10 protein-coding genes and 1 pseudogene are annotated in these 14,017 nt (G+C 60.2%); 7 read left to right on the top strand and 4 right to left on the bottom strand.

Annotation, left to right across the window (positions count from 1 at the left end; translation table 11 throughout):
- Positions 1 to 147 precede the first annotated feature (147 nt).
- From speA to QF010_RS22085, 4 genes are all read right to left on the bottom strand, one after another.
- Entirely contained in the window at positions 148 to 2,061 is a 1,914-nt protein-coding gene (gene speA / locus QF010_RS22100; protein WP_429511207.1) for an arginine decarboxylase, read from the bottom strand.
- 218 nt (positions 2,062 to 2,279) lie between these two features.
- A complete protein-coding gene (locus tag QF010_RS22095; protein ID WP_033059567.1) occupies positions 2,280 to 2,651 on the bottom strand; it encodes a translation initiation factor Sui1 in 372 nt (123 codons plus the stop codon).
- A gap of 178 nt (positions 2,652 to 2,829) precedes the next feature.
- On the bottom strand, positions 2,830 to 3,387 hold the full coding sequence (locus tag QF010_RS22090; protein ID WP_223432850.1) for an NUDIX hydrolase: 558 nt from the start codon (positions 3,385 to 3,387) through the stop codon (positions 2,830 to 2,832).
- Between the two features lie 3 nt (positions 3,388 to 3,390).
- Positions 3,391 to 4,458, bottom strand: coding sequence for a DUF2333 family protein (locus QF010_RS22085; RefSeq protein ID WP_033059570.1), 1,068 nt, complete (start codon positions 4,456 to 4,458; stop codon positions 3,391 to 3,393).
- A gap of 286 nt (positions 4,459 to 4,744) precedes the next feature.
- Between QF010_RS22085 and gcbA the strand changes: the two genes are divergently transcribed.
- From gcbA to prmA, 7 genes and pseudogenes are all read left to right on the top strand, one after another.
- On the top strand, positions 4,745 to 6,415 hold the full coding sequence (gcbA, locus tag QF010_RS22080; RefSeq protein WP_033059572.1) for a diguanylate cyclase GcbA: 1,671 nt from the start codon (positions 4,745 to 4,747) through the stop codon (positions 6,413 to 6,415).
- Between the two features lie 1,492 nt (positions 6,416 to 7,907).
- Positions 7,908 to 8,414, top strand: a pseudogene (locus tag QF010_RS22075) (methyl-accepting chemotaxis protein); the annotation flags it as partial.
- A 163-nt stretch (positions 8,415 to 8,577) separates the two neighbouring features.
- Positions 8,578 to 10,317 carry a protein-disulfide reductase DsbD gene (locus QF010_RS22070; RefSeq protein WP_429511209.1) on the top strand — a complete coding sequence of 580 codons (1,740 nt, stop codon included), beginning with the start codon at positions 8,578 to 8,580 and terminating at the stop codon, positions 10,315 to 10,317.
- Between the two features lie 131 nt (positions 10,318 to 10,448).
- Positions 10,449 to 10,901 carry a type II 3-dehydroquinate dehydratase gene (gene aroQ, locus QF010_RS22065; protein WP_033059577.1) on the top strand — a complete coding sequence of 151 codons (453 nt, stop codon included), beginning with the start codon at positions 10,449 to 10,451 and terminating at the stop codon, positions 10,899 to 10,901.
- A 46-nt stretch (positions 10,902 to 10,947) separates the two neighbouring features.
- Positions 10,948 to 11,412 (top strand): acetyl-CoA carboxylase biotin carboxyl carrier protein, encoded by a 465-nt coding sequence (gene accB / locus QF010_RS22060; RefSeq protein ID WP_033059578.1) that lies wholly within the window; start codon positions 10,948 to 10,950, stop codon positions 11,410 to 11,412.
- Positions 11,413 to 11,429: 17 nt separating this feature from the next.
- Positions 11,430 to 12,788 (top strand): acetyl-CoA carboxylase biotin carboxylase subunit, encoded by a 1,359-nt coding sequence (accC, locus tag QF010_RS22055; RefSeq protein ID WP_033059580.1) that lies wholly within the window; start codon positions 11,430 to 11,432, stop codon positions 12,786 to 12,788.
- Between the two features lie 326 nt (positions 12,789 to 13,114).
- Positions 13,115 to 13,993: a 50S ribosomal protein L11 methyltransferase gene (gene prmA / locus QF010_RS22050; protein WP_033059581.1), complete on the top strand. Its 879-nt coding sequence runs from the start codon at positions 13,115 to 13,117 to the stop codon at positions 13,991 to 13,993.
- The last annotated feature ends 24 nt before the right edge of the window (positions 13,994 to 14,017 follow it).

Raw genomic sequence — 14,017 nt, 5'->3', positions numbered from 1 at the left:
CCTACGCGAAAAGAAGACCACATCGCTTGGATGGCCAAGAATGTAAGTCATTTCGCTTGAAATCAGAGAGGCATCCCACCAAGTCATCTGAAATTTCCGCTATGTGCGGAACATTTTCAGACAACCTGATGAGAGCAGCGCCTTACCTCAAGAAGACAGGTAAGAGGAACGGGTCAGACCCAGACGCAGCGCGTCGAGGAACTGGGTACGCTCGGCGGAGGTGATGCGGGCACTGGCGCATTTGTCGCGGTAGTGGGTCATCAACTCTTCCGGCGACAAGTGCACGTAACGCAGCATGTCTTCGATGGTGTCGTGGGTTTCGATACCGGCGTGGTACACGCTGCCGTCAGCATTCTGGTAGATGTTCACCGAGTCGGTGTCACCGAACAGGTTGTGCATGTCGCCGAGGATTTCCTGATAGGCGCCGACCAGGAAGATACCCAGCAGGTAGTCTTCACCGTCGTTCAAACTGTGAACCGGCAGGCTGGTTTCGATGCTCTGCTCGTCGACGTATTGCTTGATCTTGCCGTCGGAGTCGCAGGTCAGGTCTTGCAGCACGGCACGGCGCAGCGGCTCTTCGTCGAGACGGTGCAGCGGCAGGATCGGCAGGACTTGGCCGATGGCCCAGGTGTCCGGCAGGCTCTGGAATACCGAGAAGTTGCAGATGTACTTGTCGGCCAGCTTGTCGTTGAGTTCGTCGAGCACCTGACGGTGCGAACGCTGACGAGCCTTCAACGAGTTGTGCAGGCGACGGCACACCGCGAAGTAGCATTGCTCGGCCAGCGCTTTCTCGGCCAGGGTCAACTTGCCATCGGCGTACTGGGTCGCGATGTCGCTCATGTAGTGCGTGGCGCGCCAGTAGGTTTCGGTGACCATCTCGATGTCGGTCGGGCCCAGCAGGTCAACCAGCCACTGCACGGTTTCCGGCAGTTCTTCCTTGTTGTCGATCTGCGGCACGTCGTCGTTGTGTTTCTCGACGTCGGTCACTTGCACCACCAGCATCGCGTGGTGAGCGGTCAGGGAGCGACCGCTTTCGGAGAAGATGTTCGGGTGCGGCAGGTTCTGCGCGTCGCAGAATTCCTTGAGCATCCCGACCACAACACCGGCGTAATCGTCCATGTCGTAGTTGATCGAGCTGGCGTTACGCGAGTGCGTACCGTCGTAGTCCACGCCCAAACCACCACCGACGTCGATGTGATCCACCGGCAGGCCGAGGTTGCGCAGTTCGCCGTAGTAACGAATCGCTTCCTTGAAGCCGTGCTGGTAGTCCGCCAGGTTGGCGATCTGCGAGCCCATGTGGAAGTGCAACAGGCGAATGCCCTGGTCCAGGCCCGCCGCGCGGAAACGCTCGACCACCGACAGCAGTTGTGCCGCCGACAGACCGAACTTGGACTTCTCGCCACCGGTGTCAGCCCACTTGGACGACGCCAGGGAAGACAAACGTACGCGCAGGCCGACCTGAGGCTTGACCTTCAGCGAGGCGGCTTCTTCGATCACCAGTTCAACTTCGGATTCTTTCTCGATCACGATGAACACGTTGTGGCCGAGCTTCTGGCCCATCAGCGCCAGACGAATGAACTCGCGATCCTTGTAGCCGTTGCAGACGATGGTGCCGCCCTTCGGCGCCAGGGCCAGCACGGCCAGCAGCTCAGGCTTGGAGCCAGCTTCAAGACCGATGGACACGTCTTGGGTGGCAATGATGTTCTCGATCACCGCTTCTTGCTGGTTAACCTTGATCGGGTACAGCGCGGTGTATTTGCTCTGGTATTCCAGGCGCTCGATGTTGGCGTCGAAGGCGCCGGTCAGCTGACGCACGCGGTCTTGCAGAATGTCAGGGAAACGCACCAGCAACGGCAAGGACAGGCCGCTTTTACGCAACTGGTCAACTTGCTCGAACAGGTCGATAGGCGAACTGGTCGGACCGTTCGGACGAACTTCGACGCGACCGGCGTCATTGATCGCGAAGTACCCGGCCCCCCAATGGCGAATCCCGTAAACACTGCGGCTGTCCGCAACTGTCCATTGGCTGCCATCGTCTTTGCGTGTGCGTCGTACGGACATTGAAGTCCCCTATAAAGAAGTCATAGAGCGTCGCCTGGGTTCAGGCCGGCGCAGTCTAAAGAATGAAAATGACGGTTCGTCAACGAGGGGATAGACCTCGCTGACCGCAGTGAGTTTAGAAACCGGTCAGAACAGGCTCTGTGAAAACCATGTAGACGACGCCAAACCTGAATCGGATCAGGGCTGGATCAAGCCGAGGGTGGTTTTCACAGAAGCTGCTAGCCGCCGGACTTCTTCGCTTTGAAACCGTGTTTGATCAGCTCGGCCAAGAGTAGCTCGACATGATCGCCCTGGATTTCGATGATTCCGTCTTTCAACGCACCACCGGTCCCGCAACGTTTCTTCAACGTGGTCGCCAGGTCCTTGAGTGCGTCTTCGGCCAACGGCACGCCGGTGATGGTGGTCACCGTCTTGCCGCCACGCCCCTTGCTTTCGCGACGCACACGAGCGATGCCGTCGCCGGCCGGGATAACGGTCTGTTTGCAGATGCAGGCATCCACCGGTTTACTGCAATCCGGGCAATGACGACCTGCGTCGGTGGAAAATACCAAGCCACCAAGGGCGGCGAAGGATGCGGCTTTTTTGGCCACCGGCAATCCTCTTGGGAGGACAAAGACTGGTCGCGGCAACTTGGGCAAGTGCCATCGACCGCGAAGCCCCACTCAGGCAGGGGCAGCGCTACTGAGCCAGGCAATACTGGTTCAGCTTGAAAAGGTCGCGCAGTGTAACGGCAAAAAGCCGACTTGCTAAGAGCCAATCGGCGCCAATTTATGCCTCTTTTGCGACGTCCGACCCACGGGCCCGAAGATACCGCTTCAATGCGGCCAGAGAGTCCGGGCAATAAGGCTTTTGCTGGATTTCCAGCAGCACCTGATCGATGGGGATAAAGCGCGCCTCAAGGACTTCTTCGGGTTGCAGGATCAATGGACCGTCCCACACCGCCGAAAACGCCGAACACCAGAGCCGGTTACCGGTGTCTTCGAAGAAAAAGTGATCATGGGCGGTCAGTTCCACACCGCTTACGCCCAGCTCTTCTTCCAGCTCACGGGCAGCGGATTCGGCGTAGGTTTCGGTCGCGAGCACCATCCCCCCCGCCGCCACGTCCCAGAACCCTGGATAAATGGCTTTGCTCAGCGTGCGTCGATGCACGCAGAGTTCACCGGCGGAATTGAACAGCATGATGTAAGTGCCGCGCCCGATCAGCCCGCGCTCACGCAGGTCGGAGCGGACCAGGGCGCCGAGCAGGTTGTCCTGCTCGTCAACCCAGGCGATCTGTTCGGCATCCGAGGCCGCGCGATGCGCGACCTCTCTGGCGCTATCGACCATGACTTAGCCCTGATTGAGCAATTGACGCAAATCGATCACTGCGGCGTTGGCCCGGGAGATGTAGTTGGCCATGACCAGCGAATGGTTGGCCAGCACCCCGAAGCCGCTGCCATTAAGGATCATAGGACTCCAGACCGGTTCCTGCGAGGCTTCCAGTTCACGAATGATCTGACGCACGCTGACCGTGGCGTTCTTCTTGGCCAGCACATCGGCGAAGTCGACTTCGATGGCGCGCAGCAGATGGGACAGGGCCCAGGCCTGACCGCGAGCTTCGTAGAACACGTTGTCGATCTGCATCCACGGCGTCTCGACGATTTCTTCGTCGACCTGGGGCACCTGACCCGGGGCCAGGACTTCGGTTTTCAGCGCGGTGTTGAGCTTGACCCGGCCAACGCTGGCCGACAGCCGTTGCGACAGCGAACCCAGACGGGTACCGACATCGCCCAGCCAGTTGTTCAGGTTGTCGGCGCGGGCATAGAACAGCGCGCTTTTCTGACTCGGATCGGACAGGCGCGCCTGATAACGACTCAGGGAGTTGATGCCTTCCTGGTATTCGGACTCACTGGAAGGCAGCACCCAGCTCTTGTTGTCGAAGTTGAAACGCGGCTCGGCCTTGGCCAGGTCGGCGTCTTCGGTGGACTGCGACTGCGAACGGGCGAAGTCTTTACGCATGGCACGGCTCAGGTCGCGGACCTGGACCAGCACGCCATATTCCCAGCTCGGCGTGTTATCCATCCACAGGCCCGGCGGGAAACGGTCGTTGGAAATATAGCCACCCGGCTTGGTCAGCAAAGTACCGGCGACGGTCTTGAGGGTTTCGACCGTGGTGTAGCCGATGACCATTTGCTTGCCTTCTTTTTCGGCGGCCATCTGGGCGTTCTGCTGAACCGGGAACAGCGCAGGTTCCTGGCTCCAGTACCAGCCCAGCGCAATAGCCACCAGCAGGTAAAGGCCAATCAGAGTGGCCAGCGCCCGGCTGAACAACAGGCCACCGAAGTAACTCCGGGTGGCCGATTTCGGTTCAGCGGCACGTTCAGGCGCGCTGCCCGCGCGGTTCTTCCAGTCCAGCATGGCGATATCCTTTCAATCACTTGAGTTCATCGGTTCGACCACAACCCTATCTCATCGTGCCTCGTTTGCCGCGCATTAAATCCTGCGTAAACACGACCCGCACAATGACTACGATCGACGGCCACTATAAATGAAGCACAACCTGGATCCTATGCGACCAGTCGGTCAGGAACTGAATAAGGTCGCTTTGCAGTTAATTGACATACGACACTCATGCGATGGAAAAGAGGTGCTAGCATAGAGCCACCAGTCGATCTCAGCATGCACCCTAACTAGTAGTCAGGATATGACCGAGCCAGAAGACCCCAGCCGTGAGCGCCTCAAGCACCACTTTGCCCAGCGGGTAATTCATCAGGCACGTCAAATTCTTGAGATATGGCAGCGCCTGCAACGCAACGAGTGGTCCACCACCGACTTATCGGAACTGAGCGAGGCCAACCTGCGCCTGCTGCGTTTCGCCGAACGCTTCGAACAACCTGAACACTCGCAGCTGGCACGCCACATCGGTCAGTCGCTGGAGGCTGTCGACGCCAATCGCGGACGCCTGAGCAGCGGACTGATCACCGACCTCAATCGTTTGATGCAGCGCCTGTCGCGCACCGGCCTGCGCCACGGCGACCAATTCGAACAAACCTTCCTGCCGCCGCTGCGCAAGCCGATCTACGTGATGCTGCAGGATTACGACCGCGCCGAGCGTCTGGCCAAGCAGCTGGAATTTTTCGGGCTCAGCGCGCAAGCCCTCGACAGTGTTTCGGCATTCCGCTCTTCGATGGTCGAGCGCTTGCCCGCGGCAATCGTCATGGACGTGGACTTCAGTGGTACCGGCATCGGCCTGAAACTGGCCGCCGAAGCCCAGGAAGGCCTTGATCATCAATTACCGCTGTTGTTCTTCAGCCTGCACGAAACCGATACCCCGACCCGTCTCGCCGCCGTGCGTGCCGGTGGCCAGGAATTCCTGACCGGCACCCTCGAAGCCTCGAGCCTGCTGGAGAAGATTGAAGTCCTGACCTGCGTCGCCCAGTACGAACCTTATAAAGTGCTGATCATCGACGATTCCCGCGCCCAGGCCTTGCACACCGAGCGCCTGCTCAATAGCGCCGGGATCGTCACGCGGACCTTGATCGAGCCGATCCAGGCCATGGCCGAGCTCGCAGATTTCCAGCCAGACCTGATCATCCTCGACATGTACATGCCGGCCTGCACCGGTACTGAACTGGCCAAAGTGATCCGCCACAACGACCGTTACGTCAGCGTGCCGATCATTTACCTGTCGGCCGAAGACGATCTGGACAAGCAACTCGACGCCATGAGCGAGGGCGGCGACGACTTCCTGACCAAACCGATCAAGCCCCGGCACCTGATCACCACCGTGCGCAACCGCGCGGCACGGGCACGCAATCTGAAAGCGCGGATGGTGCGCGACAGCCTCACCGGGCTGTACAACCACACGCACATTCTGCAATTGCTCGAAGACTGCAGCTTCCGCGCCCGTCGCGAGAACAAGCCGCTGAGCTTTGCAATGCTCGACATCGACCACTTCAAACGGGTCAACGACAGCCACGGCCACCCTATGGGCGATCGGGTGATCAAGAGCCTGGCGCTGTTTCTCAAGCAACGCTTGCGCAAGACCGATTTCATCGGCCGTTACGGCGGTGAAGAATTCGCCATCGTCATGCCGGACACCGATCTCGAATCGGCCCATAAAGTGCTCGACGAAATCCGTCGACGCTTCGCTGAGATTCACTACCCGGCTCAACCGCAGGACCTCTGGTGCACGTTCAGCGCCGGCGTGGTGGAGCTGTGTGAAAACTCCGACAGCCTGATGATGGCCAGCCAGGCAGACGAAGCGCTGTACCGCGCGAAAAACGCCGGACGCAACCGAGTGCAGGCCGCGCGAACAGCAAAGCAAAGTGCCACCTTTTCATCGGAATCGACCCATTCGGTCATAACCCTGTAACACAAACGCAATAAATTCAGGCGCTTACCATTCTGCCGCTGGTAGACCCGCGATGCGCCTGAAGCTGCTGACCAATCTCAACACCCTCCTTTTAGTCGCCGTTTGCGTGGCCCTTGGCGCCACGCTGTGGTGGTCGCAAAAAGCCCTGGAGCGCCCCTATCTATTGATGGAGCGTTACCTGGGCCTGTCCCAGCAATTTCAGAATGAAGTTGCGCGCAACATCGACGACTACCTCGCCAGCGGCGATGCCCTGCGCCTGAGCAGCGCCAGTCAAGCCATCGACAGCCTGCAAAAGGAACTCGGTGAGTTGCCGCCAGCCTTGGCCGACACCTTGCGCCCGAGCCTGTCGAACCTCGAAGAATTCAGCAAAACCGACCTGCTGGCGGCCGGCAAACTGGCCGGTGATCCGCAAGCGCTGCTGCTGCAGGCCGAACGCGAACTTGGCGCCAGCCTCGATCAGCTCAGCCAGTACGCCAGCGCTAACGCGGCGTATCTGACGCCGCTGCTCGCTGCCTCCCAGCACTTGGGCAAGTTGTCTCTGGCCCGGGACAAACTGGTCAGCAGCGGCCGCAGCGAATTGGCCGCCGATGTCGAGCGTGAAGTCAGCAACATCCGCACCCAGGCTGAGTTGTTGGGCGCCTTGCCGCTGCTCGGTGTAGCCAGCAGCAGCGAAACCGGTACCGATGATTTCGCCGCGATGATGGGCTTGGAGAACACCGAAAAAGCGGTTGCCGAAGATGCGGGCGTCGGCCTCAAGCGCGAACTCAACAGCCTGCTGACACGCTACCCGGCCGAACTCTCCCGTACTCGTGAGCAGATCCAGAAACGCACCGACCTCAGCGCCGCCACTCACCTGAAAATCGCCGCCGTGCAGCAGGCCATCGCCGGACTGGAGCCGGTGGTTCGTGCCCAGCACGGGCAGATCCAGGGCGAAGTGCGGCTGATGCAAGGGGTGATGATTGGCCTGATTCTGCTGATAGCTTTGCTGATCGACACCTTGCAACGGAAACTGGCCCGGACGCTGACCAACCTCGCCCCGGCCCTTTCGACCTGGGCCGAGGGCGACTTCAGTCGGGACATTGAACTGGGCAAGACCAATCGCGAACTGCATGACATTCAGGCTTCGCTCAATCGCTTGCGCGCCTATCTGGTCGACCTGGTCGGGACCATTCGCCTCAACGCCGAGCAGGTCGCCGGTAGCAGCCGAACCCTGGCCGAGCTAAGCAATGACCTGCACAGCGGCGCCGAACATCAGGCCGGCGACACAGCGATGATCCGTGATTCTCTCGGCGAGCTGGAAGCAACCATTCAACAGGTTGCCGGTGACGCCAGCCAAGCCGCCGACGCCAGCCGCCATGCCGGGCTGGCGGTGGAGCATGGCCAGAAAGTCATCGGTTTGAGCCTCACCGGGCTGCACGCGCTGGTCGGTGAAGTGCAAGGCAACGCGCAAATGATCGAACACCTGGCCGAAGAGTCGGCAACCATCGGTGGCGTGCTGACGGTCATCCGCTCGATTGCCGACCAGACCAACCTGCTGGCCCTGAACGCCGCCATCGAAGCGGCCCGCGCCGGGGAAATGGGTCGAGGGTTTGCGGTGGTGGCCGAAGAAGTTCGTTCACTGGCACAACGCACCGCTGGCGCCACGGCAGAGATCCAGACACTGATCGCCGGTTTGCAAACCGCAGCGCGACAATCGGTGGAAGGCATGCGCGCCCAGGTCGAACACGCCGAAGCCACCGCCAATCAGGCCCAGGCCGCCGACGGGGCGCTGGATAAAATCGTCGGTGCAATCCAGACCATTTCCGACACCGCCGTGCGCATCGCCGATGTCACCGCTCAGCAGAGCGGCGCCGTCAGCGAGATCCGCGATCACAGCGAGCGGATTCACCAATTGGGTGGGGATAACTTGCTGCGGATTGGTGAAGGGCGTGAGCAAGGGGAGCATTTGTTGGTGCTGGGTGGGCGGTTGCATACCGCCGTCCAGGCCTTCCGCGTCTGATAGATCGCCATCGCGAGCAGGCTCGCTCCCACAGGGGCACGCATTCCATTGTGGGAGCGAGCCTGCTCGCGAAGGCGTCATTGCAATCACCGCAAGACTCCCCGCCCTGCATACCCGACCGCTGTCCGCTATCATGCCCTCACTTTCGATACGCGAGATTGTCATGCGCCGTTTGCTCTGCCTGTTGTTTTTAATGCTCGCCCTGCCGGCCACCGCCGCCGGGTTACTGGACAGTCGGCCCAGTTCGACGCTGGGCTCGATCAACAACAGCGCCGACTTCCTGCCGGTACGTGAAGCCTTTCAACTGAGCCTGGTAGAAAGCACACCGCAATCGATCAAACTGCGTTTCGTCGCCACAGAGGGTTACTACCTCTACCGGCATCGCTTTCAATTTCGAGCCGATCCGCAGGACGTTAGCCTCGGCGCCGCGCAACTGCCCAAGGGCGAGCAGAAACACGACGAGTATTTTGGCGATGTCGAGGTCTACCACGGGGTTCTCGATGTAGAGCTGCCGCGCACCGATCAACGCGCCTTCACCCTGGTGGTTACGTATCAGGGTTGCGCCGACAAAGGCTTGTGCTATCCACCCGAAACCGAGCGCTTGAGTATTGATGGCAGCACAGGTGCGCCTCCGGCCTGGAGCTGGCGCGAATTGGCGCTGTTCTTCCTCGCTGGCCTGGGCCTGACGTTCACACCGTGCGTGCTGCCGATGCTGCCGATCCTGTCCGGCGTGGTGTTGCGCGGTCAGGTGGGTGGTTTGCGCGGTTTCAATCTGTCACTCGCTTATGTGCTGCCAATGGCCATCTGCTTCGCCCTGCTTGGGGCGTTGATGGGGATGTTCGGCGCACAACTCAATCTTCAGGCGCGGCTGCAATCAGCATGGGTGCTGGTGCCGTTCGCGATGTTTTTTGCGCTGTTTGCCTTGGCAATGTTTGGCGTCTTCGAACTCAAGCTGCCTCACGCCATCAGCAGTCGGCTGGATCGGATTGCCGGTCGCACCGAGGGTGGCTCGTTGTGGGGCGCCGCCGTGCTGGGCGTGGTTTCCAGCCTGTTGGTGTCACCCTGCGTCTCGGCACCGCTGGCCGGCGCGTTGCTGTACATCAGCGCCAGCGGCGATGCATTGGGCGGTGGTCTGAAATTGTTCATGCTTGGCCTGGGCATGGGCGCCCCGCTGTTGCTGGTCGCCACCGGTGGCGCCGCCTGGTTGCCGAAAAGCGGCCCTTGGCTGATCTATGTGAAAAACGCGATTGGCGTTTTGTTGCTGGGGCTGGCGATCGGTCTGCTCAGTCGAGTACTGCCGGGCCAGATCACGTTGCTGCTGATCGGCTTGCTGGCCGGTGGCGTCGGGTTGTTCATGGGCGCGTTGGAGTTCGTCTACAAACCACCGAGAAAACGCCTGGGACAGTTGCTGGGAATGTTCCTGCTGTTTTATGCGCTGGCGTGTTGGTATGGAGCGTTCAGCGGCCAGACCGACCCGCTCAATCCGATAGGCCAGCCGCGCACGGTTACCGGCAACGAGCAACCGCAAAACACCAGCACCTGGCAAACCATCAGCACCCCGGCTGACCTGGACCGCGTCCTCGCCGAAGCCAAATCATCGGGCACCCCGCTGCTGCTCGACTGGTACGCCGACTGGTGCATCAGTTGCAAAGTCATCGAACATGAAGTGCTCAACGACGCCAAGGTCGTCGAACGCCTCAAAGGCTATCGCCTGATCCGCTTCGACATCACCGCCAGTAACGCCGAGCAACGCGCCTTGCTCGACCGCTACAAACTGTTTGGCCCGCCAGCGCTGATGTTTTTCGGCAAGGACGGCGTCGAACACACCGATGTGCGGGTGATCGGCGAGATCAACGCCTCCGACTTCGCCGAACGTGTTGCGAAAGCAAATGACCGGATTTAATAACCCGGTCACATATTTCGCGCAAACATCGGCCATCGTGCTGGCTATTGCATAGAACTGGACAGTCACAAAGGCTTTGCGGCATAGTCGCCGGGTTCTGACAATTGCACACAGATCACAAGGAACAGCAGATGGCGACGCTACTGGTTCTGCACGGACCCAACCTGAACATGCTCGGCACCCGTGAACCGGGCACCTACGGCGCTACGACACTGGCGCAGATCAACCAGGACCTGGAACGCCGTGCCCGTGAAGCCGGCCACCACTTGCTGCACCTGCAAAGCAACGCCGAGTACGAATTGATCGACCGCATCCACGCTGCCCGCAGCGAAGGTGTGGACTTCATTCTGATCAACCCAGCAGCTTTTACGCACACGAGTGTCGCATTACGTGACGCGCTGCTGGCGGTGAGCATCCCATTCATCGAAGTGCATTTGTCTAACGTGCACAAACGCGAACCTTTCCGCCATCACTCTTACTTCTCCGACGTAGCGGTGGGAGTGATCTGCGGCCTTGGCGCCAGCGGTTATCGACTGGCCCTGGAGGCTGCCCTAGAACAGCTTGAAAGACCGGCAACAGCTTGAACAACAAGCGTAACGCCCCTGACCGACCCTTGGGAGTTGATGATTCATGGATATCCGTAAAGTTAAGAAACTGATCGAACTGCTGGAAGAGTCCGGCATCGACGAGCTCGAGATCAAGGAAGGCGAAGAGTCCGTACGCATCAGCCGTCACAGCAAGACCCCGGCTCAGCAGTACTACGCACCGGCTCCAATGCATGCTCCGGCGCCTGCGCCTGTTGCTGCCGCCGCCCCGGTTGCTGCCGCCGCACCTGCTGCTCCGGCCGCGCCAGTTCTGAACGGTAACGTTGCCCGTTCGCCTATGGTCGGCACCTTCTATCGCAAATCTTCGCCATCCTCGCCGTCCTTCGTTGAAGTCGGCCAGACCGTGAAGAAAGGCGACACCCTGTGCATCGTCGAAGCCATGAAGATGATGAACCACATCGAAGCTGAAAGCAGCGGTGTGATCGAATCCATCCTCGTCGAAGACGGCCAGCCGGTTGAGTACGACCAACCGCTGTTCACCATCGTTTGAACCGCGGAGAGACTTTGATGACTGCGAAGTTGGAAAAAGTTCTGATCGCCAACCGCGGTGAGATCGCCCTGCGGATCCTGCGTGCTTGCAAAGAGATGGGCATCAAGACTGTCGCCGTTTACTCCAAGGCCGACAAAGAACTGATGCACCTGGGTCTGGCAGACGAATCCGTCTGCATCGGCCCGGCCTCGGCCGCGCACTCTTATCTGCACATCCCGGCAATCATCGCCGCGGCTGAAGTGACCGGCGCTACCGCCATTCACCCTGGCTACGGTTTCCTTGCGGAAAACGCTGATTTCGCTGAACAGGTCGAGAACTCCGGCTTCGCCTTCATTGGCCCGAAAGCCGACACCATTCGCCTGATGGGCGACAAGGTATCGGCCAAGCACGCCATGATCGCTGCGGGCGTTCCAACCGTTCCGGGTTCCGACGGCCCGCTGCCTGAAGACGAAGAAACCGCTCTGCGCATCGGTCGCGAAGTCGGTTACCCGGTGATCATCAAGGCCGCTGGCGGCGGTGGTGGTCGCGGCATGCGCGTTGTGCATAACGAAGAAGACCTGATCTCCTCGGCGAAACTGACCCGCTCCGAAGCAGGCGCGGCGTTCGGCAACCCGATGGTCTATCTGGAAAAATTCCTGACCAACCCACGTCACGTGGAAGTCCAGGTACTTTCCGACGGCCAGGGCCACGCCATCCATCTGGGCGACCGCGATTGCTCGCTGCAACGTCGTCACCAGAAGGTTCTCGAAGAAGCGCCGGCACCGGGCATCGACGAGCAGGCACGGGCTGAAGTCCTCGCACGCTGCGTCAAGGCGTGCATCGACATCGGCTACCGTGGCGCTGGCACCTTCGAGTTCCTTTACGAAAACGGTCACTTCTACTTCATCGAGATGAACACTCGTGTCCAGGTAGAGCACCCGGTTTCGGAAATGGTCACCGGCATCGACATCGTCAAGGAGATGCTCAGCATCGCCGCTGGCAACAAGCTGTCGTTCACCCAGGAAGACGTGGTCATCCGCGGTCACGCGCTGGAATGCCGGATCAACGCCGAAGACCCGAAAACCTTCATGCCGAGCCCAGGCACGGTCAAGCATTTCCACGCACCAGGCGGCAACGGCGTTCGCGTCGATTCGCACCTGTACAGTGGCTATGCCGTTCCGCCGAACTACGATTCGTTGATTGGCAAGCTGATCACCTACGGCGCAACCCGTGACGAAGCCATGGCGCGCATGCGCAATGCGCTGGACGAAATCGTTGTCGACGGGATCAAGACCAACATCCCGCTGCACCGCGACCTGGTCCGTGATGAAGGCTTCTGCAAAGGGGGCGTGAACATTCACTACCTCGAGCACAAGCTGGCAGGCGAGAAGCACTAAGCTTCGACCCCATAAACAAAGCCGCCTTCGGGCGGCTTTGTTGTTTCTGGACATTGCCAACACACAGAAACCCTGTGGCGAGGGAGCTTGCTCCCGCTCGGTTGCGCAGCAACCGCAAGGCCATTCAACAGAGCTGTATCAGACAGATCCGGTTCGGGCATTTGGGGACCGCTGCGCGCTCCAGCGGGAGCAAGCTCCCTCGCCACAGGTGATTTGTTCACCCCAGATCCTTGGCACCCGGTCGTCTTCTGCCGCGCGCTCGCGTAAACTTGCGCGCTTCTCGCAGCCCGCTAGGCTGCAATCAATATTTTTCAAAGGTGCCCGCCATGCCTTGGCTGCAAGTCCGTCTCGCCATCAGCCCAGAACAAGCCGAAACCTACGAAGACGCTTTCCTTGAAGTGGGCGCCGTATCGGTGACCTTCATGGACGCCGAAGATCAGCCGATCTTCGAGCCGGAACTCAACACCACCCCGCTGTGGTCGCACACGCACCTGCTGGCCCTGTTCGAAGGCGGCACCGAAGCCGCCACCGTGCTGGCCCACCTTGAGTTGCTGACCGGCAGTCCGCTGCCCGAGCATCACAGCGAAGTCATCGAAGACCAGGACTGGGAACGTAGCTGGATGGACGGTTTCCAGCCAATGCGTTTCGGCCAGCGTCTGTGGATCGTTCCAAGCTGGCACGCCGCACCCGAGCCTGACGCCGTGAATTTGCTGCTGGATCCGGGCCTGGCGTTCGGCACCGGCACTCACCCGACTACCGCGCTGTGCCTGGAATGGCTCGACGGTCAGGACCTGAAAGACTGCAACGTGTTGGACTTCGGTTGCGGCTCAGGGATTCTGGCCATCGCTGCCCTGCTGCTGGGCGCCAAGCAAGCCGTCGGCACCGATATCGACGTGCAAGCCCTGGAAGCCTCCCGCGATAACGCCGGCCGCAACAATATTGCCGAAGAGCTCTTCCCACTGTATCTGCCAGAAGACTTGCCGCAGGTTCAGGCCGACGTGCTGGTGGCCAACATTCTTGCCGGCCCGCTGGTTTCCCTGGCGCCGCAATTGTCCAGCCTGGTCAAATCCGGTGGTCGTCTGGCGCTGTCGGGCATCCTCGCCGAGCAAGGTGAAGAAGTCGCCAAAGCCTACGCCCAGGACTTCGATCTGGACCCGATCGCCAATCGCGATGGCTGGGTGCGCATTACTGGCCGTCGGCGCTAGAATGAGCGCCTGCATAAACCGGAT

The sequence above is a fragment of the Pseudomonas silensiensis genome, from assembly GCF_050434865.1.
Classification (GTDB): Bacteria; Pseudomonadota; Gammaproteobacteria; order Pseudomonadales; family Pseudomonadaceae; genus Aquipseudomonas; species Aquipseudomonas fluorescens_W.
The sequence above is the reverse complement of the archived record's forward strand: the minus strand, read 5'-3'. Positions and strand labels throughout refer to the sequence as shown.